General features: G+C 65.6%; 22 protein-coding genes. 11 read left to right on the top strand and 11 right to left on the bottom strand.

All coding sequences use genetic code 11. From position 1 onward, the window contains the following. Positions 1 to 2: 2 nt before the first annotated feature. Positions 3 to 743, top strand: coding sequence for an acetoacetate decarboxylase (locus CWS35_RS01220; RefSeq protein WP_024584789.1), 741 nt, complete (start codon positions 3 to 5; stop codon positions 741 to 743). Between the two features lie 129 nt (positions 744 to 872). On the opposite strand, the gene CWS35_RS01215 is transcribed toward CWS35_RS01220, so the two are convergent. The 6 genes from CWS35_RS01215 to CWS35_RS01190 all read right to left on the bottom strand — a co-directional run bounded on the left by CWS35_RS01215 (position 873) and on the right by CWS35_RS01190 (position 5,843). Next, the gene (locus CWS35_RS01215) at positions 873 to 2,315 is read right to left on the bottom strand and encodes a homospermidine synthase (RefSeq protein WP_100955938.1); all 1,443 of its coding nucleotides are present in this window, start codon (positions 2,313 to 2,315) and stop codon (positions 873 to 875) included. A gap of 40 nt (positions 2,316 to 2,355) precedes the next feature. Next, positions 2,356 to 2,745, bottom strand: coding sequence for a RidA family protein (locus CWS35_RS01210; RefSeq protein WP_100950328.1), 390 nt, complete (start codon positions 2,743 to 2,745; stop codon positions 2,356 to 2,358). Positions 2,746 to 2,844: 99 nt separating this feature from the next. Then, on the bottom strand, positions 2,845 to 3,015 hold the full coding sequence (locus CWS35_RS39385) for a hypothetical protein (protein ID WP_168200248.1): 171 nt from the start codon (positions 3,013 to 3,015) through the stop codon (positions 2,845 to 2,847). Positions 3,016 to 3,025: 10 nt separating this feature from the next. Continuing rightward, positions 3,026 to 3,634: a GNAT family N-acetyltransferase gene (locus tag CWS35_RS01205; protein WP_100950326.1), complete on the bottom strand. Its 609-nt coding sequence runs from the start codon at positions 3,632 to 3,634 to the stop codon at positions 3,026 to 3,028. Between the two features lie 130 nt (positions 3,635 to 3,764). Continuing rightward, positions 3,765 to 4,907, bottom strand: a complete 1,143-nt coding sequence (locus CWS35_RS01200; protein ID WP_024584793.1) for a type III PLP-dependent enzyme — start codon at positions 4,905 to 4,907, stop codon at positions 3,765 to 3,767. Positions 4,908 to 5,582: 675 nt separating this feature from the next. Next, a complete protein-coding gene (locus tag CWS35_RS01190; protein WP_371682825.1) occupies positions 5,583 to 5,843 on the bottom strand; it encodes a hypothetical protein in 261 nt (86 codons plus the stop codon). A 130-nt stretch (positions 5,844 to 5,973) separates the two neighbouring features. Between CWS35_RS01190 and CWS35_RS01185 the strand changes: the two genes are divergently transcribed. The 3 genes from CWS35_RS01185 to CWS35_RS01175 are packed head-to-tail and all read left to right on the top strand — an operon-like array spanning position 5,974 to position 9,829. Then, a complete protein-coding gene (locus CWS35_RS01185; protein WP_100950324.1) occupies positions 5,974 to 8,061 on the top strand; it encodes a M3 family metallopeptidase in 2,088 nt (695 codons plus the stop codon). Positions 8,062 to 8,063: 2 nt separating this feature from the next. Then, positions 8,064 to 8,711, top strand: a complete 648-nt coding sequence (locus CWS35_RS01180) for a DUF1007 family protein (protein WP_245438832.1) — start codon at positions 8,064 to 8,066, stop codon at positions 8,709 to 8,711. Beyond that, on the top strand, positions 8,708 to 9,829 hold the full coding sequence (locus tag CWS35_RS01175; RefSeq protein WP_100950322.1) for a nickel/cobalt transporter: 1,122 nt from the start codon (positions 8,708 to 8,710) through the stop codon (positions 9,827 to 9,829). Before CWS35_RS01180 ends, CWS35_RS01175 begins: the two co-directional genes overlap by 4 nt. A gap of 141 nt (positions 9,830 to 9,970) precedes the next feature. Here CWS35_RS01175 and CWS35_RS01170 read toward each other — a convergent pair whose 3' ends face one another. Beyond that, positions 9,971 to 10,369: an MAPEG family protein gene (locus CWS35_RS01170; RefSeq protein ID WP_024584798.1), complete on the bottom strand. Its 399-nt coding sequence runs from the start codon at positions 10,367 to 10,369 to the stop codon at positions 9,971 to 9,973. Positions 10,370 to 10,483: 114 nt separating this feature from the next. Between CWS35_RS01170 and hemH the strand changes: the two genes are divergently transcribed. The 3 genes from hemH (at position 10,484) to CWS35_RS01155 (ending at position 13,210) form a co-directional block, all read left to right on the top strand. Then, entirely contained in the window at positions 10,484 to 11,521 is a 1,038-nt protein-coding gene (gene hemH / locus CWS35_RS01165; protein WP_100950320.1) for a ferrochelatase, read from the top strand. Positions 11,522 to 11,713: 192 nt separating this feature from the next. Then, positions 11,714 to 12,718 carry an SPFH domain-containing protein gene (locus CWS35_RS01160; RefSeq protein ID WP_024584800.1) on the top strand — a complete coding sequence of 335 codons (1,005 nt, stop codon included), beginning with the start codon at positions 11,714 to 11,716 and terminating at the stop codon, positions 12,716 to 12,718. Positions 12,719 to 12,754: 36 nt separating this feature from the next. Next, positions 12,755 to 13,210, top strand: a complete 456-nt coding sequence (locus CWS35_RS01155; protein WP_100950318.1) for an NfeD family protein — start codon at positions 12,755 to 12,757, stop codon at positions 13,208 to 13,210. 92 nt (positions 13,211 to 13,302) lie between these two features. On the opposite strand, the gene CWS35_RS01150 is transcribed toward CWS35_RS01155, so the two are convergent. Further along, complete coding sequence (locus CWS35_RS01150) at positions 13,303 to 13,662, bottom strand: helix-turn-helix domain-containing protein (protein WP_100950316.1); 360 nt, start codon at positions 13,660 to 13,662, stop codon at positions 13,303 to 13,305. A gap of 89 nt (positions 13,663 to 13,751) precedes the next feature. Here CWS35_RS01150 and CWS35_RS01145 point away from each other — a divergent pair, with 89 nt between their 5' ends. Next, the gene (locus tag CWS35_RS01145) at positions 13,752 to 14,291 is read left to right on the top strand and encodes a carboxymuconolactone decarboxylase family protein (protein WP_100950314.1); all 540 of its coding nucleotides are present in this window, start codon (positions 13,752 to 13,754) and stop codon (positions 14,289 to 14,291) included. A 99-nt stretch (positions 14,292 to 14,390) separates the two neighbouring features. Here the strand turns inward: CWS35_RS01145 and CWS35_RS01140 are convergent, their stop codons facing one another. Next, positions 14,391 to 15,398, bottom strand: a complete 1,008-nt coding sequence (locus CWS35_RS01140) for an SIS domain-containing protein (RefSeq protein ID WP_100950312.1) — start codon at positions 15,396 to 15,398, stop codon at positions 14,391 to 14,393. Between the two features lie 258 nt (positions 15,399 to 15,656). Here CWS35_RS01140 and CWS35_RS01135 point away from each other — a divergent pair, with 258 nt between their 5' ends. Both CWS35_RS01135 and CWS35_RS01130 read left to right on the top strand, forming a co-directional pair. Then, complete coding sequence (locus CWS35_RS01135) at positions 15,657 to 17,336, top strand: outer membrane beta-barrel protein (RefSeq protein WP_371682824.1); 1,680 nt, start codon at positions 15,657 to 15,659, stop codon at positions 17,334 to 17,336. Between the two features lie 80 nt (positions 17,337 to 17,416). Beyond that, the gene (locus CWS35_RS01130) at positions 17,417 to 17,707 is read left to right on the top strand and encodes a DUF2147 domain-containing protein (protein ID WP_245438830.1); all 291 of its coding nucleotides are present in this window, start codon (positions 17,417 to 17,419) and stop codon (positions 17,705 to 17,707) included. 164 nt (positions 17,708 to 17,871) lie between these two features. Here CWS35_RS01130 and CWS35_RS01125 read toward each other — a convergent pair whose 3' ends face one another. Together CWS35_RS01125 and gltB are read right to left on the bottom strand one after the other, a co-directional pair. Next, positions 17,872 to 19,329 (bottom strand): glutamate synthase subunit beta, encoded by a 1,458-nt coding sequence (locus CWS35_RS01125; RefSeq protein ID WP_100950308.1) that lies wholly within the window; start codon positions 19,327 to 19,329, stop codon positions 17,872 to 17,874. Between the two features lie 140 nt (positions 19,330 to 19,469). After that, positions 19,470 to 24,206: a glutamate synthase large subunit gene (gene gltB, locus CWS35_RS01120; RefSeq protein WP_100950305.1), complete on the bottom strand. Its 4,737-nt coding sequence runs from the start codon at positions 24,204 to 24,206 to the stop codon at positions 19,470 to 19,472. Positions 24,207 to 24,695: 489 nt separating this feature from the next. Between gltB and CWS35_RS01115 the strand changes: the two genes are divergently transcribed. Then, positions 24,696 to 25,475, top strand: a complete 780-nt coding sequence (locus CWS35_RS01115) for a hypothetical protein (RefSeq protein WP_100950303.1) — start codon at positions 24,696 to 24,698, stop codon at positions 25,473 to 25,475. The last annotated feature ends 41 nt before the right edge of the window (positions 25,476 to 25,516 follow it).

The raw sequence follows: 25,516 nt of genomic DNA, 5'->3' as shown, positions 1-25,516 counted from the left end.
CCATGAAGATCGAAGACGTCCGGCGCACCGCCTATTCGATGCCGCTCACCAACCCGTCATTCCCGCCGGGACCCTATCGGTTCTACGACCGCGAATATTTCATCATCACCTACAAGACCGACCCTGAGGCGCTCGCCGCCGTGGTGCCGGAGCCGCTCGAGGTCGCCGAGCCGGTGGTGAAGTACGAATTCATCCGTATGCCCGACTCGACCGGTTTCGGCGACTACACCGAGACCGGGCAGGTGATTCCGGTCCGCTTCAAGGGTGAACTCGGCGCCTATACCCACGCGATGTATCTCGACGACGAAGCCCCGATCGCCGGCGGCCGCGAACTATGGGGATTTCCGAAGAAGCTGGCGCGGCCCAAGATCGCGGTCGAGAGCGACGTGCTGGTCGGCTCGCTGCACTACGGCTCGGTGCTCTGCGCTTCCGCCACCATGGGCTACAAATACCGCAAGGTCGACCACGACACGGTGCTGAATTCGATGAAGGCGCCGAATTTCATCCTCAAGATCATCCCGCATGTCGACGGCAGCCCGCGGATCTGCGAACTGGTGCGCTTCCATCTCGACGACATCACGTTGAAGGGCGCCTGGACCGGTCCCGCCGCGCTCGGCCTGTTTCCGCACGCGCTGTGCGACGTGGCCCGGTTGCCGGTGCGCGAGGTGATCTCGGCCTTGCACTACAAGGCCGACCTGACGCTCGGCCTCGGCTCGGTGGCGTTCGACTACATGGCGAAGTAGCTGCCGTCATTCCGGGGCGCGCGAAGCGCGAGCCCGGAATCCATCAGGACGCAAACTCGGTTGTGGAATGGATTCCGGGCCTGGCCCTTCGGACCATCCCGGAATGACGTGAGTGGAGATCGCGTCGGGTCAGCGCACCAGGATGTTCTTGAACTGCCAGGGATCGCTGGTGTCGATGTCTTCCGGGAACAGTCCGGGGCGATCCGTCAGCGGGGTCCAGTCGGTGTAGAATCCCTTCACCGGGCCGAGATACGGCATTTGGATTTCCAGCAGCCGGTCGAAATCCATCTCGTCGGCCTCGACGATGCCACGGTTCGGGTTTTCCAGCGCCCACACCATGCCGCCGAGCACAGCGGAGGTCACTTGCAGGCCGGTGGCGTTCTGATAGGGCGCGAGCTTGCGGGTCTCTTCGATCGAGAGCTGCGAGCCGAACCAGTAGGCGTTGTTGTCATGGCCGAACAGCAGCACGCCGAGCTCGTCGATGCCGTCGACGATTTCGTTCTCGTCGAGGATGTGGTGTTTCTCCTGCATCTTGGCGGCGCGGCCGAACATTTCGTGCAGCGACAGCACGGCATCGTCGCACGGATGATAGGCATAGTGGCAGGTCGGCCGGTAGATCGCGGTGCCCGCTCCATCACGCACCGTGAAGTAATCGGAGATCGAGATCGACTCATTGTGGGTGACGAGGAAGCCATATTGCGGGCCGCGGGTCGGGCACCAGGTGCGCACCCGCGTGTTGGCGCCGGGCTGCATCAGATAGATCGCGGCACCGCAGCCCGCTTCGTGGGTATGGGCATTCTCGGGCAGCCATTTCTCATGGGTGCCCCAGCCGAGCTCGGATGGCTGCACGCCTTCCGACAGGAAACCTTCCACCGACCAGGTGTTGACGAAGACATCCGGCTCCTTCGACAATTTCGAGCGCTGGGTGTCGCGCTCGGCGATGTGGATGCCCTTGACGCCGGCCTGCCGCATCAAGTCCGCCCATTCGGCCTTGGTCTTCGGCTTGGGGGCATTGAGCTTCAGGTCGGCGGCGACATTGAGCAGCGCCTGCTTGACGAAGAACGAGACCATGCCGGGATTGGCGCCGCAGCAGGAAATGGCCGTGGTCGAGCCCGCGGGACGCGCCTTCTTGGCGGCCAGCGTCACTTCGCGAAGCGCGTAGTTGGAGCGCGCTTCCGGTCCCTTCGACGCATCGAAATAGAAGCCGAGCCAAGGCTCGTTGACAGTGTCGATATAGAGCGCGCCGACTTCGTTGCAGAGCTCCATGATGTCGGTCGAGCCGGTATCGACCGAGAGATTGACGCAGAAGCCCTGGCCGCCGCCCTCGGTGAGCAGCGGGGTCAGCAACTCCCGATAATTGTCCTTGGTCACCGCCTTCTGGATGAACTTGACGTTGTGCTTCTCGCAATGGGCCTTGCGGCCCTCGTCCTTGGGATCGATCACGGTGATGCGCGACTTGTCGTAATCGAGATGCCTTTCGATCATCGGCAGCGTGCCTTTGCCGATGGAGCCGAAGCCGACCATGACGATGGGGCCGGTGATCTTCGCGTAGATCTGCGAGGAGGAATTCATCATTTTCTCCAGGAGAGCGCCTAGCGGCGGGTAGAGTGGATCAGGGGTTACGTCGCTTTGCGGTGACTTCGATTTCGACCTTCATCTCGGGCTTGTAGAGCCCTGCGACGATCAGCAGCGTTGCGGCCGGACGGATGTCGCCGAGAACCTCGCCACAGACCGCGAAATGGGCGTCCGCGTCGTTGACGTCGGTGAGGTAGTAGGTCGCACGGACGATATCGGCCATCGCGAAGCCGCCTTCCTTGAGGGCCGCCTCGATGGTCTTGAAGCAGTTCCGTGACTGGCTCGTGACATCGGCCGGCATGGTCATCGTGGTGTAGTCGTAGCCGGTGGTTCCGGCGACGAAGGCGAAATCGCCGTCGATCACGGCGCGGCTGTAGCCGGCGGTTTTCTCGAAGGGCGAGCCGGTGGAAATCAAGCGGCGGGGCATGTGGGACCTCGACGGAAAAAGGCGTTTCGCGGGGTTTACGGGCATTTTTGCCGCCCGCGCAACCCCTTCAATTCTGGCCTGGAAGCCTGACGGCTATGGCTAGCGGGACTGCTGCGTGGTGTCCGGCGGCGGCGGCGCCACCGCGCCGGTCCAGCGCCGGATCAGGATGTCCCGGACGATCATGACCGAGATCAGCAGCAGCATGATCGTGGTGACGAGGCCGCGCCAACGCGGACGCGCGCCATCGATGACGGGAAGGTTCTCTGCCATGGCGCCCGCCTTACGCCGCGTGCGGCACGGCGAGCGGTGCCTTCCGGGAGCGGGTCGCCTTGGTCTTGGGCCGCAGCGGTGCGCCGGCCGGCGTGATCATGCCCCAGGTGCCGTCCAGCGCCCCCTCGACGAGCTCGAGGCCAAGCAACCGCTCGCGCTCGAAAGCACCGGGCAGCGACAGCTCGCCGGTTTTGGCGGCGGTGAAGCCGAAGCGGGCGTAATAGGGGGCGTCGCCGAGCAGGATCACCGCGCCATGGCCACGGGCCTTGGCGACGGCCAGCGCGCGCCGGAGCAGCGCGGCGCCGACGCCGAGGCCGCGGCAGTCGTCGTTGACTGCCAGCGGCCCCAGCATCATCGCGCTGCGGCCCCCCGCGCTGACGTGCCACAGCCGCACGGTTCCAGCCAGCCGGCCATCCTGGCGCACGGCCGCAAGGCTCAGGCCTTGGGCGGGCGCGCGTCCGTCACGCAGGCGCTGGCAGGTGCGCGTATGGCGGTTCTCGCCAAAGCAGGCATCCAGCAGCGCTTCACGCGCGACGACGTCCGAGGCACGCTCCGCACGGATCGCGAACGGGGCGGCTTGTCGGATGAGGGCGACGGGGGTGTTCCGCTTTGCAGTCATGGCACGTCAGTCCCCGCTTGCAACGGCATGTTCTACGCCGCGGCAAGCGTCGTTCAGAAAAATCAAAAATGATCAGGAAGGAGCCGGCGGGGCCGGCTCCCGGTTCATCAGGCCTCGATCGGGAGGCGGCTCAGATGTGGTAGGTCTTCAGCGGCGGAATGCCGTTGAACGCCACCGACGAGTAGGTCGACGTATAGGCGCCGGTGCCTTCGATCAGCAGCTTGTCGCCGATCTCGAGCGTCACCGGGAGCGGATACGGCAGCTTCTCGTAGAGCACGTCGGCGCTATCGCAGGTCGGGCCCGCGAGCACGCACGGCGTCATGTCCGCCCCGTCATGCGGGGTGCGGATGGCATAGCGGATCGACTCGTCCATCGTCTCGGCGAGACCGCCGAACTTGCCGATGTCGAGATAGACCCAGCGAACCTCGTCCTCGTCGCTCTTGCGCGAGATCAGCACCACCTCGGTCTCGATCACGCCCGCATTGCCGACCATGCCGCGGCCCGGTTCGATGATCGTCTCCGGAATCTGGTTGCCGAAATGCTTGCGCAGCGCGCGGAAGATCGACCGGCCATATTGCAGGACCGGCGGAACGTCCTTGAGATACTTGGTCGGGAAGCCGCCGCCCATGTTGACCATGGTCAGGTTGATGCCGCGCTCGGCGCAGTCACGGAACACGGTCGACGCCATCGCGAGCGCACGGTCCCACGCCTTCACCTTGCGCTGCTGCGAGCCGACATGGAACGAGATGCCGCACGGCTCCAGGCCCAGACGCTTGGCGAGGTCGAGCACGTCGACCGCCATCTCCGGATCGCAGCCGAACTTGCGCGACAGCGGCCACTCGGCGCCGGCGCAGTCATAGAGGATGCGGCAGAACACCTTGGCGCCGGGCGCGGCGCGGGCGACCTTCTCGACCTCGGCGGCGCAATCGACCGCGAACAGGCGAATGCCGAGCGCGAAGGCGCGCGCGATGTCGCGCTCCTTCTTGATCGTGTTGCCAAAGGAGATGCGGTCCGGCGTCGCACCGGCGGCCAGCGCCATCTCGATCTCCGCGACGGTCGCGGTGTCGAAGCAGGAGCCGAGCGAAGCCAGCAGCGACAGCACTTCGGGCGCAGGGTTGGCCTTCACCGCGTAGAACACGCGGCTGTCCGGCAGCGCCTTCGCGAAGGTCTGGTAGTTGTCGCGCACGACTTCGAGGTCGACGACGAGGCACGGCTCGGTGTCGAGACCATCCTGGCGGCGGTTGCGCAGGAATTCCTGAATACGTTCAGTCATGGCACTCTCCAACGGCCCCAGCGACGGGATCCGCATCAACGTGACGTCGGGTGAGAGCGCTCCGGCCACATCGCGCGATGGAGGCGCGTTGAGGCCAAAAGACTCAAACCAGACTGTGCTGCCGTGGATTGGTTGGGAGAGTTTCCCGCCCGCTCACCTGGCAATGAAGGACAAGCCTTTTCAGTAGCCCGCGCCGGCGTTGGACCGCCGGTAGAGACCAAAAAAGCCCGATCCGTCGTTGCTTTAAGTCGCGTCCCCCGTGGAGAGCGGGGTGCGCCGGTTCGCCTCCGGCTGCCAGTCACGGTTGCAAAGAGTGGTGAGACCTTCAACAAGGCATCTCTGGAGAGAGATGCTGGCCGCCTCGTGTCCAGATGGACTGTCCAAATGGACGTAAGCGACCCTCGGTTCTTCCACCCCTTGGCGGCTGTCCGGCCTCTTGTCCGGATACCTACCGACTGACACACGACCACAGGCACGTGCGAAATTGGGCAAGGCAGGAAATAAGTCTTTTGACTTCGCGGCGCAAGAATTTTTTTGCGATAGCGACAAATTTCCCTAACGCGTGCTTGCGATCTCGCGTGCAGCGCGTGTTGAAGATGAACGGCCGTTAAGAATGACTAACGAAGCGTGTGCGTTTTAGCCCTGTGCCGCAGTGCTTTCTTGAATCGCGCCAACTCACGCGCGACGCGTGAACGGTTCGATGCGCTGCGCGCCGCGAATGAAGGCGATCATGATCAGCACGCCGATGCCGAACAGCACGGCTTGCAGGATGTGCGCGCCGGCGTCGTTGAGTCCGAAAAGGATCGCGAGCGCCCAGCCGCCGGCGAACGCCGCGCCGAACACTTCCGCGCCGATCAGGATCGCCGCCGAGATCACGGTGATGACGCTCGGCCAGTAGATCCGGCTGTTGCCTGAGGCGGTGGGCTGCATGCTCATGAAATAGGTCCTGTTCAGGGGGCGCAATCTCTCCGAAAAGGGCCCATCTATCAAGCTTAAAAGGCCCAAAAATGCCGTATCGCGTGATATAGATTGGGCCGCAATTTCAAGGCGAAAAACGGGACATTCGATGTCAGAAACCAGCGCAGAGGCGCAAGCCCAGGCTCTTGCCAACCCCCTCCTGAAGGCATGGCAGACGCCGCTCGAGACGCCGCCCTTCGCCGAGATCAAGCCGGAGCATTTCCTGCCCGCGTTCGAGCAGGCCTTCGCCGACCATTCGGCGGAAGTGGCTGCGATCACCCATGATCCGGCGCAGCCCGACTTCGACAACACCATCACGGCGCTGGAGCGCTCCGGCAAGCTGCTGTCGAAGGTTTCGGCGGTGTTCTACGATCTGGTCTCGGCCCATTCGAGCCCGGCGATCCTGGAGATCGACAAGGAAGTGTCGCCGAGAATGGCGCGGCACTGGAATCCCATCATGATGAACGCTGTGCTGTTTGGCCGCATCGCCATGCTGCACGAGAAGCGCGCCTCGCTCGGCCTGACCGGCGAGCAGATGCGGCTCTTGGAGCGCACCTATACCCGCTTCCATCGCTCCGGCGCCGGGCTCGACGAGGCCGCAAAAGTACGGATGGCCGAGATCAACGAGCGCCTCGCCCAGCTCGGCACCTCGTTCAGCCACCATCTGCTCGGCGACGAGCAGGAATGGTTCATGGAGCTCGGCGAGAGCGACCGCGCCGGCCTCTCCGACACATTCGTGGCGGCGGCCAAGGCTGCGGCCGAAGAGCGCGGCATGGGTGGCAAGGCGATCGTGACGCTGTCGCGCTCCTCGGTCGAGCCGTTCCTTCAGAGCTCACAGCGGCGCGACCTGCGCGAGAAGGTCTACAAGGCCTTCACCGCCCGCGGCGACAATGGCAACGCCAACGACAACAACACGACCATCGTGGAGATCCTCGCGCTCCGCGAGGAGACCGCGAAGCTGCTGGGCTTCCCGACCTACGCCGCCTATCGGCTGGAGGATTCCATGGCCAAGACGCCGGAGGCGGTGCGTGGCCTGCTGGAACGGGTCTGGAAGCCGGCACGGGCGCGGGCGCTCGCCGACCGTGATGCGCTGCAGGCGCTGATCACGGAAGAGGGCGGCAATTTCACTCTGGCGGCCTGGGACTGGCGCTACTACGCCGAGAAGCTGCGGCAGGCCAAAGCCAATTTCGACGATTCCGCGATCAAGCCCTATCTGGTGCTCGACCATATGATCGAGGCCGCGTTCGACTGCGCCACCCGCCTGTTCGGCGTCACCTTCGCGGAGCGCAAGGACGTCCCGGTCTGGCACCCGGACGTCCGGGTCTGGGAGGTCAAGGGCCGCGATGGCCAGCACAAGGCGCTGTTCTATGGCGACTACTTCGCGCGGCCCTCGAAGCGCTCCGGCGCCTGGATGACCTCGCTGCGCGACCAGCAGAGGCTCGATGGCGACGTGGCCCCGCTGGTCATCAATGTTTGCAACTTCGCCAAGGGCGCCGACGGCGCGCCGTCGCTGCTGTCGCCGGACGATGCCCGGACCCTGTTCCACGAGTTCGGCCATGGCTTGCACGGCATGCTCTCGGACGTGACCTATCCGTCGCTGTCGGGCACATCCGTGTTCACCGACTTCGTCGAGCTGCCCTCGCAGCTTTACGAGCACTGGCAGGAACGGCCCGAGGTGTTGCAGCGCTTCGCCCGCCACTACCAGACCGGCGAGCCACTGCCCGACGACCTGCTGAAGCGCTTCCTCGCCGCCCGCAAGTTCAACCAGGGCTTCGCCACCGTGGAGTTCGTCTCCTCGGCGCTGGTCGACCTTGAGTTCCATACCCAGCCGGCGGCGGCGAGCCGCGACGTCCGTGCCTTCGAACAGAAGGAACTGGAGAAGATCGGCATGCCCGCGGAAATCTCGCTGCGGCACCGGCCGACCCAGTTCGGCCATATCTTCTCCGGCGACCATTATGCGTCCGGCTATTACAGCTACATGTGGTCGGAGGTGATGGACGCGGATGCCTTCGGCGCTTTCGAGGAGGCCGGCGACATCTTCGATCCGGCGACCGCCAAGCGGCTGCTTGACGACATCTATTCGTCGGGCGGCTCGCGCGATCCGGAAGAGGCCTATGTCGCGTTCCGTGGCCGCGTGCCGGAGCCGGATGCGCTGCTGCGCCGTCGCGGCCTGCTCGAGACACCAGAGGCAGCTTGAACGTGAGGTCGTCCCTCAGCCGGCCGATCGCCTGGCTCGTGCTTGCGGCATCCGTCGTGCTCGGCACGGCGGCGGCCGAGGCGCATCCGCATGTCTGGATCACCGCCAGGAGCGAGCTGATCTACGCGCCCGACGGCACCATCACCGGGGTCCGCCATGCCTGGACCTTCGACGACATGTTCTCGACCTATGCGTTGCAGGGCATCGAGACCAAGGTGAAGGGCGCCTACAGCCGTGAGGAACTGGCGCCGCTGGCCCAGACCAATGTCGAGTCGCTGAAGGAATACGCCTACTTCACCTTCGCCAAGGGCGACGGCAAGAAGCAGAAATTCACCGAGCCGGTCGACTACTTCCTCGAATACAAGGACTCGGCGCTGACGCTGCACTTCACCCTGCCGGTGAAGACGCCGTTCAAGGCCAGGCAGCTCTCGCTCGAAGTGTTCGATCCGACCTACTTCATCGACTTCCAGTTCGCCGAGAAGGAGCCGGTCAAGCTGATCGGCGCCGCGGCCGACTGCAAGATGCAGTTCCAGCGGCCGAACGACGGCTCCGCCGCGGCGCAGAAGCTCGGCGAGCAGAACTTCCTCGACGGCGCCAACGCCAATTTCGGCATGATGTTCGCCAACAAGATCACGGTGGATTGCCCATGACGCCGATCGTCCCCCGCCTGATGCGCGGCTTCGCCCTCGGCGCCGCCGTGCTGGCGGCGTTCGCGCTGCTCGATGGCGCGGTGCATGCGCTGCTGGCGCAGAATCCATTCGGCGCGCCGCGCGCGGCGGAGCCGCAGGGCGGGATCGTCGGCTGGCTGTTGGCAAAACAGTCGGAATTCTATCGCGAGATGTCGGCGACCATCCGCGCCGCGAAGTCCGATGGTTCGGCGGTCTGGACGCTGCTTGCGATCTCGTTTGCCTACGGGATTTTCCACGCCGCAGGTCCCGGCCACGGCAAGGCGGTGATCTCGTCCTATATGGTCGCCAATCGCGAGACCGCGCGACGCGGCATCGTGCTGTCGTTCGCCTCGGCGCTGATGCAGTCGCTGGTCGCCATCGCCATCGTCGGGGTCTGCGCCTGGCTGCTCAACGCGACCGCGAAGACGATGTGCGGGGCGGAGAAGGCGATCGAGATCGCCAGCTACGCACTGATCGCAGCGTTCGGCGCCCGGCTGGTCTGGGTCAAGGGCGGCGGCTTCCTGCGCGCGTTGCAGGTGCCGCGCCCGGCGCTGGCGCTGGCCGGTGCGCATCGGCACGACCATCACGATCATGCGCACCCCGACCATGGCCATGATCACCATCATCGTCACGCCCATGACGACCACGACCATCACCACCATGATCATCATGGCCACGATCATGGTCATGACGCGGGTCACGTTCATGACGAACATTGCGGCCATTCGCACGGGCCGACGCCGGCCGAGCTTGCCGGTCCCGGCGGCTGGCGGCGTGGTCTGAGCGCGATCCTCACCGTCGGGATCCGGCCGTGCTCGGGCGCAATCCTGGTGCTGGTATTCGCGCTGGCGCAGGGGCTGTTCTGGGCCGGCATTGCCGCGACCTTCGCGATGGGTCTGGGCACCGCCATCACGGTGGCCGCGATCGCGCTGGTCGCGGTCTCGGCGCGTGGCATGGCCGAGCGGCTCAGCGCGGCGCGCGACGGCGGCGGCATGCTGATCATGCGCGGCCTCGAATTCGCCGCCGCCGCGCTGGTGCTGCTGTTCGGGCTCGGGCTGCTGTTCGGCTATGTCGCAGCCGAACGGGCGACGTGCCTTTAAAGTCACCTCGGCTCCGCTTGTGGGAAGAGGTCTCTTGAGTGAGGCACGCATCGCTGCGAGGGTTCCCTCTCCCCTTGCGGGAGAGGGAGCTTGACCGGCGTACTCACCTCACGTGAGAACGGAGCCGGGCAGAGAGGCAACTCAGCTCGTCAGATATCCCCTGATCGCCGGCAGGAAGAAGATCGCGATGTTGATCGCGAAGCCGATGCTCCACAGGATCGAGCGCAGCGTCGGGCGATTGCCGACGTAAGTGAAGACGTAGGCGATCCGGACGATCAGGAACAGCACGGCGAGCTCGTCGATCAGCCGCAGCGGGCCGACGCGGAATTCGGCCAGCAGCACGGCGAAGGCGAAGAACGGAAAGGTCTCGATGCCGTTCTGGTGGGCGCCGAGCGCCCGCGAGCGGATCGGGTCGTCGTAGAAGTCCGGGTCGCGCGGCTTCGCATTGTCGAAGCTGCGAAAGCTGGTCCATTTCACCGACACGATGGTCAGGAGCGAGAGCATCAGCGTCCCGAAGACGCACCATTCGGCGATCGTCATGGTTCCCCCCATTCACGGAGCGGAAGGTAGCCAACCCGCGCTCGGCTTGACAAGGTTGGAGCAACGCGCGAAGCCCAAAGCTCCCAAGCGAAGGACGTCAGGCGCAAGGCCATCATGAGCACGGTGATCCCCTTCGAGAGCGCGAAGCCGGCCGCAGCGCCGAAGCCGGAACGGGTCGGCGTGCTGCTGGTCAATCTCGGCACACCGGATACCGCCGATGCCGCCGGCGTGCGGGTCTACTTGCGGGAATTCCTGTCCGATCCGCGGGTGATCGAGGACCAGGGCCTGCTCTGGAAGCTGATCCTCAATGGCATCATCCTGCGGGTCCGCCCGGCGCGGAAGGCGCGCGACTACCTCAAGATCTGGAATACCGCCAACAACGAGTCGCCGCTGAAGACCATCACGCGCTCGCAGGCCGACAAGCTGGCGGAGGCGATTTCCGACCACGACCATGTCGTGGTCGACTGGGCGATGCGCTACGGCAATCCCTCGATCAAGGAACGAATCGCGGCGCTGGCGGCGCAAGGCTGCGGCCGGCTGCTGGTGGTGCCGCTGTATCCGCAGTATTCCGCGGCGACCTCGGCCACCGTCTGCGACGAGGCGTTTCGCGTGCTGGCCGGCATGCGCGCGCAGCCGATCCTGCGGGTGACGCCGCCGTATTACGACGACCCCGATTACATCGAGGCGCTCGCGGTCTCGATCAACGGGCATCTCGCGACGCTGCCGTTCCAGCCCGAGATCATCGTCGCCTCGTTCCACGGCATGCCGAAGGCCTATGTCGACAAGGGCGATCCCTATCAGGCGCACTGCATCGCCACCACCAACGCGCTGCGCAAGCGGCTCGGGCTCGATGCCTCACGGTTGCTTCTCACCTTCCAGTCGCGCTTCGGCAATGCCGAGTGGCTGCAGCCTTACACCGACAAGACGGTCGAGAAACTGGCAAAGGATGGCGTGCGGCGAATTGCCGTGGTCACGCCCGGCTTCTCCGCCGATTGCCTCGAAACGTTGGAGGAGATCGCACAGGAGAATGCCGAAATCTTCCGGCACAATGGCGGCGAGCAGTTTGCGGCGATCCCCTGCCTCAACGACAGCGACGGCGGCATGGACGTGATCCGCCAGCTCGTGCTGCGCGAACTTCAGGGCTGGATCTAGCGAGGCTGGAGCGCTTTGTTAACGATCCGTGACACCGGACAGCGCCATCGGTTCAGCCTTCATGCATCTGGCAGCCGCACAATCCATTCCTATGTGATAGATAGAAGAACGGCCGGCTGAACCGGCGCAGCGCTCCTGCCGACTTATGGACGACCGCGCCCGGCGACGGTCTCGCCGGCCCTGGAGGACCTTATGACTGGCTTCGATATTTTCGCGATCGCGTTTGTTCTTCTCGTCATCGTCACGCTGTTCGCCGGGATCAAGACCGTTCCACAGGGCTATGACTGGACCATCGAGCGGTTCGGCAAATACACCCGCACGCTGTCGCCCGGCCTCAATCTGATCGTGCCCTATTTCGATCGCATCGGGCGCAAGATCAACATGATGGAGCAGGTGATCAACATCCCCGAGCAGGAGGTGATCACCAAGGACAACGCCACCGTGACGGTCGACGGTGTCGCGTTCTACCAGGTGTTCGACGCCGCAAAGGCGAGCTACGAGGTCGCCAATCTCAATCAGGCGATCACCGTGCTGACCATGACCAACATCCGCTCGGTGATGGGCTCGATGGATCTCGACCAGGTGCTGTCGCATCGTGACGAGATCAACGAGCGGCTGCTGCGCGTGGTCGACGCCGCGGTGTCGCCATGGGGCGTCAAGGTCAACCGGATCGAGATCAAGGACATCGTGCCGCCGGCCGACCTCGTCGAGGCGATGGGCCGGCAGATGAAGGCCGAGCGCGTCAAGCGTGCCGACATCTTGCAGGCCGAGGGCCAGCGGCAGTCCGAGATCCTGCGCGCCGAGGGTGCCAAGCAGGGCCAGATCCTGCAGGCCGAGGGCCGCCGCGAAGCCGCCTTCCGCGACGCCGAGGCGCGCGAGCGGCTTGCCGAGGCCGAGGCCAAGGCGACCCAGATGGTGTCGGAATCGATCGCCAAGGGCGACGTCGCCGCGCTGAACTACTTCATCGCCGACAAATACATCAAGGCGTTCGGCCAGCTCGCCGAATCGCCGAACCAGAAGGTGCTGATGCTGCCGATCGAGACTTCGAGCGTGCTGGGCTCGCTGGCCGGCATCGGCGAGATCGCCCGCGCCACCTTCGGCGAGAGCGCGGCGTCGGCGACCGCCGCCGCACGGCGCGGCGGCTCGGTGCCGCCCGCGGGCCCGACCCCGCCGCCACCGGTGCCGCCGCAGCGGTAAGGGCGGCGTCACGCCTGCAACGAGAAAGGTCGTGTCATGGCCGAGATGTTTTCGACACTGGGGACCTGGAACTGGCTGATCTTCGGTTTCATCCTGATGGCGCTGGAGCTCGCGGCGCCCGGCGTCTTCCTGTTCTGGCTCGGGCTCGCGGCGCTGCTGGTCGGGCTGCTGTCATTCGCGTTCACGCCGTCCTGGCAGGCCCAGCTCCTGATGTTCGCCGTGTTCGCCGTGTTCGCCGCGCTCGCGGTGCCGGCGTGGCGGCATTTCGCCCGGGGCGCGACGCCGGCGAGCAAGACCAACCCGTTCCTCAACCGCCGCAACGAGGCCCTGATCGGCCGTGAGTTCACGCTGGAGAAGCCGATCGTCGACGGCTCGGGCACGGTGCGGATCGACGACACGATCTGGCGGGTCGCCGGTCCTGATACGCCGGCCGGCAGCCGCGTGAAGGTGGTCCGCGCCGATGGCGCCAGCCTGACTGTTGCGGCAGTCTAGTCGTCGCTCCGCTTGCTCCAATAATCCGTAGCCCGGGTGAGCGTAGCGATACCCGGGGAAACCGGTCCCGCATATCGCTCCGCTCATGCGGGCTACGCACCGGCGGTTGCCGAGGTCTGGCTTCCTCCCTGCTTGCTCCAGCGCTCGGCAAAGCGATTGAGCGGCGCAAAGGTCGCAATTAGCTCGCGGCCGAGTGCGGTCAAGCCGTAGCCATCTTCTGCCAGTTCGACGAAGCCTGCTTCGCGCAGCTCGGTCAATCGCGTCTGCAGGATCGTCGGCGAGGCCTCGTCGCAGGCGGTGCGCAGCGCGCGGGAGGTCAGCGCGCCATCGCGCAGCTCCCAGAGGATGCGCAGGGTCCAGCGCCGTCCCAGCAGATCGAGCAGCGCCATGATCGGGCGGCCGGTTCGTGAACCGCGGACGCCGGGTTTGGCGGCTGGAGCCTGCTTCGCCATCGCATCAATCCTCCTCGAATCTCTCTTGCATAGTTCGCTACAGATATTGTAGCGTCGCGCTACACTAAATGTAGCAAGAGGGTCGCCGCATGTCACGTATCGCGCCGCTCGATCCGCCCTATGCGTCGGACGTTCAACAGCATTTCGACCGCATCATGCGCGGCAAGCCGCCGCTGGTGCTGTTCCGGATGATGGCCGGCCATCCGCGAGCCTGGGAGAAATTCCGCGGCGCCAGCCTGCTCGATCGCGGGCCGCTGTCGTTGCGGGAACGGGAGATCGTGATCGACCGCACCTGCGCGCTCAATTCCTGCGAGTATGAATGGGGCGTCCATGTCACGGCGTTCGGCGCCGCCGCCAAACTGTCGGAAGAGCAGGTCCACGCCACCGTGCACGGCAACGCCAATGCCGAGTGCTGGTCGCCGGTGGAACAGGTGCTGATCGCGGCGGTCGATGCGCTGCATGCGCGCGCGACGCTGGACGACGCCGAATTCGCCGCGCTGTCGGCGCATTATGACGACGATCAGGTGCTGGAGATCATCCTGCTGTGCGGCTTCTACCGCACGGTCTCCTACCTCGCCAACGCGCTGGCGCTGCCGCTGGAGGCGACCGCGGCGCGGTTTCCGAAGTGAGATGCGTAGGGTGGGTTAGCCGAAGGCGTAACCCACCATTTTCGCGGCGACAAAGGTGGTGGGTTACGCTTCGCTAACCCACCCCACGGACTGCGTTTGCTAAGCCACGCCGGCGCGCAGCAGATCGTGCAGATGGATGATGCCGACCGGCTTCTTTCCTTCGGTCACGATCAGCGTGATGATCTTCAGCTTGTTGAGCAGCTCCAGCGCCTCGCCGGCGAGGGTGTCGCGGCCGATCGTCTTCGGCGGCCTGGTCATGACCTCGTCGACCGATTGCGCCAGGAGGTTCGGGTGCATATGCCGACGAACGTCGCCATCGGTGACGATGCCGACGAGATCGCCATTGCGGTCGGTGATCCCGACGCAGGCAAATCCCTTCGAGGTCATCTCGACCAGCGCGTCCGACATCTTGGTGCCGAGCGGCTTCAGCGGCACGGCGTCGCCGGTGTGCATCAGGTCGCGGGCATATTTCAGCAGCGCGCCGAGCTTGCCGCCCGGATGCAGCACGCTGAAATCAGTCGAGGTGAAGCCGCGGCCCTCGAGCAGCGCGATCGCCAAGGCATCGCCGAGTGCCAGCATCATCAGCGAGGACGTGGTCGGCGCCAGATTGTGCGGGCAGGCCTCGCGGGCCTTCGGCAGCGTCAGCTGCACGTCGGCGGCCTTGCTGAGCGTCGAATCCTTGTCGGCCGTCATTGCGATCAGCGGAATGCCGAAGCGCGCCGCATAGGCGATCAGGTTGCGCATCTCCGGCTGCTCACCGGACCATGACAGCGCCATGATCGCATCGTCGGCGGTGATCATGCCGAGGTCGCCGTGGCTCGCTTCGGCGGTGTGCACGAAGAACGCCGGCGTGCCGGTCGAGGCGAAGGTCGCCGCGATCTTGCGCCCGATATGGCCTGATTTGCCGAGGCCGGTGACGATCAGCCGGCCCTTGGCCTTGCGGATCAGCTCGGCCGCCGCCACGAACGCTGTGCCGAGGTCGGACTTGAGGGCCGCCGAGAGGGCCGCGACGCCGCTCGCTTCGGCATCGAGGGTGCGGAGCGCCGACTGGACGGCGCCGTCATCGGGGCCGGATGATTTGGTCATCAGCGGTTTCGGTTTGGCCATTTCGGATTCCAGGGGAGGGGTTATGCACCCGGGCGTCTCCCTTAGCACGTTCGATTCCGCGATGCGACGCGCGGCCGCCGATCCTCAACGGCCCATTAACCATAATTGTTTTAACTCCATTAACGACGTTTTCCGCCGCCTGGCGGGGTACGTGTGTCAAGTGCATGGATTCGTTGGAGTATTTCCATCGTGTTGCGGCGGCCAGCAAACGGCCCAGATCGGCGCGGATGCCTCATCCGCGTGGCTTTGCCATGTCCTTTGCTGATTGTTCTGGCGCTCACTGCGGCCTCGGGGCTCGCCCGGGCCCAGACCGTGACGCCCGACCTGTTCAGCCCGAACCGCCAGAGCCAGGTGGTTACGCCGGATTCGCCGCTGCGCCGGACCCCGGCCGACGCCATGGATCCGCTCAACGGCCTGAAGCTGCCGGATCCCGATCCAAGCCGGCGGGCCTCGCCGTCGACGACGTCGGAGCGCGTCGGACAGATCCCGACCTACGGATTGCCGGCCGCGAACGGCGCCGCGACGTCGGGCTATGACTCGCTCAACCGCAAGCGCCAGAAGCCGAAATATTATCCCGGCCAGGCCAAGCCGAAGCCGCCGCCGGGGCCAGGTTCGCCTGCGCCCACGCCGCCGCCGGTGACGCCGACTGGCGACCTGCGCCTGTCGATTCCACCATCGACCACCGCCAACAAGACGCCGCTGCCGCCGGCGATGGCCGGCACCATCGTCGGCCAGCCGCCGCGCAAGCGCCTCAAGATCGACGACGATCCGTTCGGCGCGGTCGGCGATTACGCCGGCTCGTTCCTGATCAAGACCGCGGTCGAAGTGATGGGCGGCTACGACTCAAACCCGGGCCGGCTGAACTCGCCGCAGGGCAGGGGGCTCTATGTGGTCGCGCCGGAATTCCTCGCGGTGTCCGATTGGGAGCGTCACGCCATCGTCGCCGATCTGCGCGGCTCCTTCACCGGTTATGGCTCCGGGTTGTCACCCAATGCCGACGGCACGCCGCTGTCGGCGCCGCTCGACGTCGACCGTCCGAGTTTCACCGGCCATATCGACGGCCGTCTCGACGTCTCCAAAGACACCCATCTGACGGCACAGGCCCGCCTGCTGGTCTCGACCGACAATCCCGGCAGCCCGAACGTGCAGGCCGGCCTCGCCAAGTTCCCGGTCTACACCACGCTCGGCGGCACCTTCGGCATCGACCAGAATTTCAACCGTCTCCAGGTCTCGCTCGGCGCGACCGTCGACCGCACCGATTATCAATGGTCGAAGCTCACCGACGGCACCTCGTCGTCGAACGACGACCGCAACTTCACCCAATATGGCGGTGTCGGCCGCGTCAGCTACGAGCTCAATCCGGCCGTGAAGCCGTTCGTCGAGGTGCAGGGCGACAGCCGGGTCCACGATCTCTATCTCGACCGCGCCGGCTATGCCCGCGATTCATCGGGCGGCTACGCCAAGGTCGGCACCTCGTTCGAGTTCACGCGGATGCTGTTCGGCGAGATCTCGATCGGTTACGCGATGCGCGATTACGCCGACACCCGGCTCAACCGGCTCGAGGGCCTGCTCACCACCGCTTCGCTGACCTGGACCGCGACGCCGTTGACCACGGCCAAATTCTATTCCGACACCCAGATCGGCGAGACCACGCTGCCCGGCACCTCGGGCGTGCTGTCGCGCACCTACACCATCGAGGTCGACCACGATTTTCGCCGCTGGCTGACCGCGATCGGCAAGTTCACTTACGGCACGCTGGAATATCAGGGCGACAACCGCAACGACACGATCTATTCGGTGTCGGCCGACCTGATCTACAAGATGACCCGCAGCCTCTGGATCAAGGGCACCGTGCGCCGCGACTGGCTCGACTCGAACCAGCCGTTGCAGAGTTCGGCATCGACGGTGGTGATGCTGGGCGTGCGGGTGCAGAATTAGAGCATGATCCGGAAAAGTGAAACCGGTAGGGAGGAATGAGGACGATGCGCAAATCTATTTTCGCTGCGGCAGCATTGGTCATGGCTACCGGAGCAGCCTATGCCGATTCGATCGACGGCGCGTGGATCACCGCGCGCGGTGACACCGCCGTCATCTCCGGCGGCACGATCACGTTGAAGACCGGGAAGTTTGCCGGCAAGACCATCGGTTCGATGAAACCCGCCGGTGATGGGACATATTCCGGCACGATCAGGGACCCGCAGGACGACAAGACCTATTCGGGGACGGCCAAGCTCGCCGGCTCCACGCTGGAGCTGACCGGCTGCGCGATGAGCGTGTTCTGCCGGTCGCAGACGTGGAAGAAGAAGTAGGGCGAAGCCGCCCCGTTGCCGTCACGGCGAGAGCGACCGCGGATCGATCAGCGCGTTCCGCTTGGTCCGCTTCACCCCAAAAGGGGGCCGCGAAAACTGGAACGCCCGCTTTCGCGGGCGATCACGGTTCTGGTGTGAGGATAGCTCGCCGAGAGCCGGGGCGATCACCCCGGCAGGTCGGTCTTCCCCATCAGGAGCATATCGATCGACCGCGCGCACTGGCGGCCTTCGCGGATCGCCCAGACCACGAGCGACTGGCCGCGGCGCATGTCGCCGGCCGAGAAGATCTTCGCGCGTGAGGTCTGGTAATCCTGCAAGGAGGCGCGGACGTTGCCGCGCTGGTCGAGCTCGATGCCCAGCGTCTTGAGCAGGCCCTCGTGCACCGGATGCACGAAGCCCATCGCCAGCAGCACCAGCTCGGCGTCGAGCGTGAACTCGGTGCCGGGCAGCGGCTTGAACTTGTCGTCGACCTTGACGCAATGCAGCTTGGTGACCTTGCCGTCCTGGCCTTCGAACTTGGTCGTCAGCACCGCGAACTCGCGCGCCGCGCCTTCGGCCTGGCTCGACGAAGTCCGCATCTTCAGCGGCCAGTTCGGCCAGGTCACGCCCTTGTTCTCATGCTCGGGCGGCGCCGGCATGATCTCGAGCTGGGTGACCGACTTCGCGCCCTGCCGGAACGAGGTGCCGATGCAGTCCGAGCCGGTGTCGCCGCCGCCGATCACGACGACATGCTTGCCGCCCGCGAGGATGTCGGCCGCACCGTTCAGCGGCTCGCCGGAGACGCGGCGGTTCTGCTGCGGCAGGAAGTCCATCGCGAAGTGGATGCCGGCGAGGTCGCGGCCCGGGATCGGCAGGTCGCGCGGGGCTTCGGCGCCGCCGGTCAGCGCCACCGCGTCATACTGCTTGGCCAGCTCCTGCGGATCAATCGCACCTGGCGTCGAGCCGCCGACCGCCTTGCCGTAGTGGAAGGTGACGCCCTCGGCCTCCATCTGCGCCACGCGGCGGTCGATGACGCCCTTCTCCATCTTGAAGTCGGGAATGCCGTAGCGCAGCAGGCCGCCGGCCTTGGCGAACTTCTCGTAGACATGCACCTCGTGGCCGGCGCGCGCGAGCTGCTGGGCCGCCGCCATGCCGGCGGGGCCGGAGCCGATCACGGCGACCTTCTTGCCGGTCCTCTCGGCAGCGATCTCCGGCTTCAGCCAGCCATTGTCCCAGGCGCGGTCGACGATTGCGCATTCGATCGTCTTGATGGTGACCGGGTTGTCGTCGATGTTGAGCGTGCAGGACGCCTCGCACGGCGCCGGGCAGATCCGGCCGGTGAATTCGGGGAAGTTGTTGGTCGAGTGCAGGTTGCGCGCGGCTTCTTCCCAGTTGCCCTGATAGACGAGGTCGTTGAAATCGGGGATCTGGTTGTTGACCGGGCAGCCCGGCGTGCCGGGTGCGGTCGAGCCGGTGCCGTGGCAATACGGGATGCCGCAATTCATGCAGCGCGCGGCCTGGTCGCGCGTGTCCTTCTCGCTCAGCGGAACGACGAATTCCTTGAAGTTCTTCAGCCGCTCGGCGACCGGCTCGTACTTGCGGTCGTGCCGCTCGATCTCGAGGAAACCTGTGATCTTGCCCATTAAACCCGATGCCCCTGCATCATGTGTTCGTCCAAATTTGTTCAGTCGGGTCCCGTCATTGCGAGGAGCGGAGCGACGAGGCAATCCATCCGTCCGCGGATGGACTGCTTCGCTGCGCTCGCAATGACGAGCTCGCGTCGTTACGCGCCGATCGCGATTTTCGGCTCGGCGTCGGCGTTGGCCTTCATTTCCTTCAGCGCGCGGCGGTACTCCACCGGCATCACCTTGCGGAACTTGGGCAGCCAGGTCTTCCAGTTGGCGAGGATCTCGGCCGCCTTCTTCGAGCCGGTCAGCTTGGCGTGACGCGTGATCAGGACGTGCAGCCGCTCGACGTCGGAGTCGAGCAGGTTCTGGAACACGTCGACCCGGCCATGCGCCTCGAGATCGCCGGAGTGGTGATAGGTGCCTTCGTTGATCATCTCTTCCGACAGCACCGGCTCCAGCTCGACCATCGCGAGATTGCAGAGCTTGCTGAAGTCGCCGGCCTCGTCCAGCACATAGGCGATGCCGCCGGACATGCCGGCCGCGAAGTTGCGCCCGGTCTTGCCGAGCACCACCACGATGCCGCCGGTCATGTATTCGCAGCAGTGATCGCCGGCGCCTTCGACGACCGCGACCGCGCCGGAGTTACGCACCGCGAAGCGCTCGCCGGCGATGCCGCGGAAGTAGCACTCGCCCGCGATCGCGCCGTACATCACGGTGTTGCCGACGATGATCGACTCTTCCGGCACGATGCCGGAGATCTTCGGCGGCTTGACGATGATGCAGCCGCCCGAGAGGCCCTTGCCGACATAGTCGTTGCCTTCACCCTCGAGCTCGAAGGTGACGCCCTTGGCGAGCCAGGCGCCGAACGCCTGTCCGGCGGTGCCCTTCAGGTTGACGTGGATGGTGTCGAGCGGCAGGCCGGCATGGCCGTAGATCTTGGCCACCGCGCCCGACAGCATCGCGCCGGCGGAACGGTCGGTGTTGTTGATCTCCTCGTCGATCTTGACCGGCGCACCGCGATCGAGCGCGGCCTGCGCCTGCTCGATCAGCCGGCGGTCGAGCACGGCCTCCAGATGGTGGTCCTGCTTCTCCGAATGATAGATCGTCTGGCCCTTCTCCTCCTGCTGCCGCACGAACAGCTTGGAGAAGTCGAGGCCCTTGGCCTTCCAGTGCGAGACCAGCGCGGTCTGGTCCAGCATCTGGACCTGGCCGACCATCTCGTCGAACGTCTTGTAGCCGAGCTGCGCCATGATCTCGCGGACTTCCTCGGCGACGAAGAAGAAGTAGTTGATGACGTGCTCGGGCTGGCCGGTGAAGCGCTTGCGCAGCACCGGGTCCTGGGTGGCGACGCCGACCGGGCAGGTGTTGAGGTGGCACTTGCGCATCATGATGCAGCCCGCCGCGATCAGCGGCGCGGTGGCGAAGCCGAACTCGTCGGCGCCGAGCAGCGCGCCGATCACGACGTCACGGCCGGTGCGGAAACCGCCGTCGACCTGCACCGCGATGCGGCTGCGCAGCCGCTGGCGCACCAGCGTCTGGTGGGTTTCGGCGAGGCCGATCTCCCACGGCGAGCCGGCATGCTTGATCGAGGTCAGGGGCGAAGCACCGGTGCCGCCCTCGAAGCCCGCGATCGTGACATGGTCGGCGCGCGCCTTGGCGACGCCGGAAGCTACAGTGCCGACGCCGACTTCGGAGACCAGCTTGACCGAGACCTGGCCGTCCGGATTGACGTTCTTGAGGTCGTAGATCAGCTGGGCGAGGTCTTCGATCGAGTAGATGTCGTGATGCGGCGGCGGCGAGATCAGGCCGACGCCCGGCGTCGAATGCCGGACGCGCGCGATCGTCGCGTCGACCTTGTGGCCGGGCAATTGGCCGCCTTCGCCGGGCTTGGCACCCTGCGCCATCTTGATCTGCATCATGTCGGAGTTGACGAGATATTCCGTCGTCACGCCGAAGCGACCCGAGGCGACCTGCTTGATCGCCGAGCGCATGCTGTCGCCATTGGGCAGCGGCTTGAAGCGGTCGGATTCCTCGCCGCCTTCGCCGGTGTTCGACTTGCCGCCGATCCGGTTCATCGCGATCGCCAGCGTGGTGTGCGCCTCGCGCGAGATCGAGCCGAACGACATCGCGCCGGTCGAGAAGCGCTTGACGATGTCCTTGGCCGATTCGACGTCCTCGAGCTTCACCGGCTTGCGCTTGTCGTCCTCGGCGCTCTTGATCCGGAACAGGCCGCGCAGCGTCAACAGCCGCTCGGACTGCTCGTTGAGGATCTTGGCGAACGCCCGGTAGCGCTCCAGCGAGTTGCCGCGCGCGGCATGCTGTAGCATCGAGACCGATTCCGCGGTCCACGCATGGTCCTCGCCGCGGGTGCGGTAGGCATATTCGCCGCCGACATCGAGCGCGCTCTTGTAGATCTGGCCGTCGCCGAACGCGTCGGTGTGACGCCGCACGGTCTCCTCGGCGATCTCGCCAAGGCCGACGCCCTCGATCCTGGTGTGGGTGCCGGCGAAATACTTGGCGACGAAGTCCGCCTTGAGGCCGACCGCGTCGAAGATCTGCGCGCCGCAATAGGACTGGTAGGTCGAGATGCCCATCTTGGACATCACCTTGAGCAGGCCCTTGCCGATCGACTTGATGTAGCGCTTGACGATCTCGTAGTCCTCGAGCGCGCCGGGCAGCCGGTCCTTCATCGCGAGGATGGTTTCGAACGCGAGATAGGGGTTGATCGCCTCGGCGCCGTAGCCGGCGAGGCAGGCGAAGTGATGCACCTCGCGCGGCTCGCCGGACTCGACGACCAGGCCGACCGAGGTCCGCAGGCCGGTGCGGATCAGGTGATGATGCACGGCGGCGCAGGCGAGCAGCGACGGGATCGGAATCCGGTCGGTGCCGGTCATCCGGTCCGACAGGATGATGATGTTGATGCCCTCGCGCACCGCGCCCTCGGCGCGCGCGCAGAGTTCGTCGAGCACCTGCTCCATGCCCGCCGCGCCGAAGCCGGCGTGGAAGGTGGTGTCCAGCGTGCGCGACTTGAAATGGGTCTCGGCGACATCGGAGATCGAGCGGATCTTCTCCAGGTCCGCGTCGGTCAGGATCGGTTGCCGCACTTCGAGCCGCTTGGTCGAGGCGACGCCCTGAAGGTCGAACAGGTTCGGCCGCGGCCCGATGATCGAGACCAGGCTCATGACGATTTCCTCGCGGATCGGATCGATCGGCGGGTTGGTCACCTGGGCGAAGTTCTGCTTGAAGTAGGTGAACAGCTGCTTCGGCTTGTCCGACAACGCCGAGATCGGCGTGTCGTTGCCCATCGAGCCGGCGGCTTCCTCGCCGGTGGACGCCATCGGCGTCATCAGGATGGTGATGTCTTCCTGGCTGTAGCCGAACGCCTGCTGCCGATCGAGCAGCGGCAGGTTGGAGCGCACGCCCTTGGCCGGCGCATCCGGCAGCTCTTCGAGCTGGATCTGGGTCCGATGCAGCCAGTCGCTGTAGGGATGGCTCTTGGCGAGGTCGGCCTTGATCTCGTCGTCCGGAATCAGGCGGCCCTGCTCGAGGTCGACGAGCAGCATCTTGCCGGGTTGCAGCCGCCACTTGGTGACGATCTGCTCCTCCGGAATCTTCAGCACGCCCATTTCGGACGCCATCACGATGCGGTCGTCCTTGGTGACGAGATAGCGCGCCGGGCGCAGGCCGTTGCGGTCGAGCGTGGCGCCGATCTTGCGGCCGTCGGTGAAGGCGATCGCGGCCGGGCCGTCCCACGGCTCCATCAGCGCGGCGTGATATTCGTAGAACGCGCGGCGCTGCTCATCCATCAGCGGATTGCCGGCCCACGCTTCCGGAATCATCATCATGACCGCGTGCGGCAGCGAGTAGCCGCCCTGCACCAGGAATTCGAGCGCGTTGTCGAAGCAGGCGGTGTCGCTCTGGCCTTCATAGGAGATCGGCCACAGCCGGCTGATGTCCTTGCCGTAGAGCTCCGAATGCACCGAGGCCTGCCGCGCCGCCATCCAGTTGACGTTGCCGCGCAGCGTGTTGATCTCGCCGTTATGGGCGATCATCCGGTAGGGATGCGCCAGCGACCAGGTCGGGAAGGTGTTGGTCGAGAAGCGCTGATGCACCAGCGCCAGCGCGCTGTCGAAGTCGGCTTCGTGCAGGTCGGGATAGTACTTGCCGAGCTGGTCGGCCAGGAACATGCCCTTGTAGATCACGGTCCGGCAGGACAGTGAGCACACATAGTAGCCGGACATGCCGCGGTCGCGGCGCTGATAGATCGCCTGCGAGATCGACTTGCGCAGGATGTAGAGCCGGCGCTCGAAATCGTCCTCGGTCTTGACCGCATTGTTGCGGCCGATGAAGACCTGCATGTGGTAGGGCTCGGTCGGCTTCACGGTGACGCCGAGCGAGGAATTGTCCGATGGCACGTCGCGCCAGCCGAGCAGCTTGAAGCCCTCGTCCTTGATTTGCTCGGCGATGATGCTCTTGATCACGTTCCGCCACGCGGCATCGCGCGGCATGAACAGCGAGCCGATGGCGTATTCGCCGGGCTGCGGCAGCTTGAAGCCGAGCTCGCCGGTCTTGCGGGTGAAGAAGGCGTGCGGGATCTGCACCAGGATGCCGGCGCCGTCGCCGGCGCGCGGGTCGGCGCCGACCGCGCCGCGATGCTCGAGGTTGCACAGGATGCTCAGCGCGTCGGAGACGATCTGATGCGACTTCTGACCCTTGATGTTGGCGATGAAGCCGACGCCGCAGGAGTCCTTCTCCAGGCTCGGATCAAACAGGCCTTCGGCTTCAGGACGCCATGTATGCAGCTCACGCGCGGGCTCGGCGGCTTTCGAGTCCGCGGTCGCCGACAGCGCACCTGCCACGATGATTTCGCGCTCGAATTCCGACCCGCTCATGTGTCCTCTCCCTTTCGTAAGGGGCCTCACCGCTTTGGCGCACCTTGGACGTTGCGGCACCCACCGGGCCACCGCTCGTCCGCCGCGAGCCGCATTTTCCTAAATTCAGACGACGGGCGTTTCAACGTCCCCTGCGGGACGGCCCTGCCTGCAGCATTTTCGAAGCCCGGGGCGCCGAGGTCCTCCTCACGAAGGTTCTCGTTGCAATCCCCATGCCGGGATGGCCTCGAAATTGAGACAGCCTTGCTGTCCTAACCTCGACCTTGCCAAATTTTTGTCTATCACACAAGCGCGAGGAAGTCCTCGCCCGCATGCTCAGATCGACCGGCTCGGCGGCTGCGCCGCGCCCCCGATTCGAAGCAAACACGCCGTGATCTGGCCCAAGGAGCGACCAAGGACCGCCGGATTTCAAACTGAAATTTTGCTCCCGGGCAAGCCAGCAAGAGAGCGGGAACGCTCCTCACGGCGGGCCAGACAGGAGTCACGGCGATGAAGTTGTTCACAGGTTCGGTTGCGGCCGCCGCCCTCGCGCTCAGCGCAGCCTCGGCAGAGGCGCAGCTCGTGACGTCCGCCCGGCTCGGTGGCCCGTCGTTCATCAGGGTCTCGGACATGGACGGGCCCTACGCTGCGATGCCCGAGGTTCCACCGCCGCCCCGCTTTGGCCGGGTCCCGAGCCTGCTGCCGCCGGTCGAGGTCTACACCGTGCTCCGCGAGAACGGCTATCTGCCGCTCGGCGCGCCCCGCCAGCGCGGCTTCGTCTACACGATCTCGGTGATCGATCAGGGCGGCGATGACGGGCGCCTGGTGATCGATGCCCGCGACGGGCACATCATCCGCTTCACGCCGGCCTATCGGATGGGCGACAATTACGACGACGAGTTGAGCGCGACCTACGGCCCGGTTGGCCCGATGCCGCCGCCGATCCGGGTCCGGGTGCCGCGGCCGCCGGCCCCGATCCCGCATGTCGCGAGCCGCGTGCCGGTCCCGAAGCGGAGCCCGCTTGCGGCCAGGTCTGCACAGGCTCCGGCGCAGGCTGCTGCGCCAGCCGCGCAGGCAGTCGTGCCGCAGCCCGCGCCGACCCAGGCGGCCGCACCCCAGCCTGCCCAGCAGGCCGCCGTCGCGCCGAAGCCAGAGACCCAGGCGGTGGCGCCGCAGCCTGTTCAGCAGGCCGAGGTTCCGACCGTGGGGCAGGCGGCTCCACCGCCGGCGGCGCCGGCGCCGGCAATCCTGCCGACCCAGGCGATGCCGAAGGTGCAGGGGTTGGAGTAGCCATTACCGGAAAGAAAAACGCCCCGGTTTCCCGGGGCGTT

It is taken from the genome of Bradyrhizobium sp. SK17 (assembly GCF_002831585.1).
Classification (GTDB): Bacteria; Pseudomonadota; Alphaproteobacteria; order Rhizobiales; family Xanthobacteraceae; genus Bradyrhizobium.
Note: the sequence above shows the minus strand (reverse complement) of the source record. Positions and strands in the feature narration are given on the sequence as shown.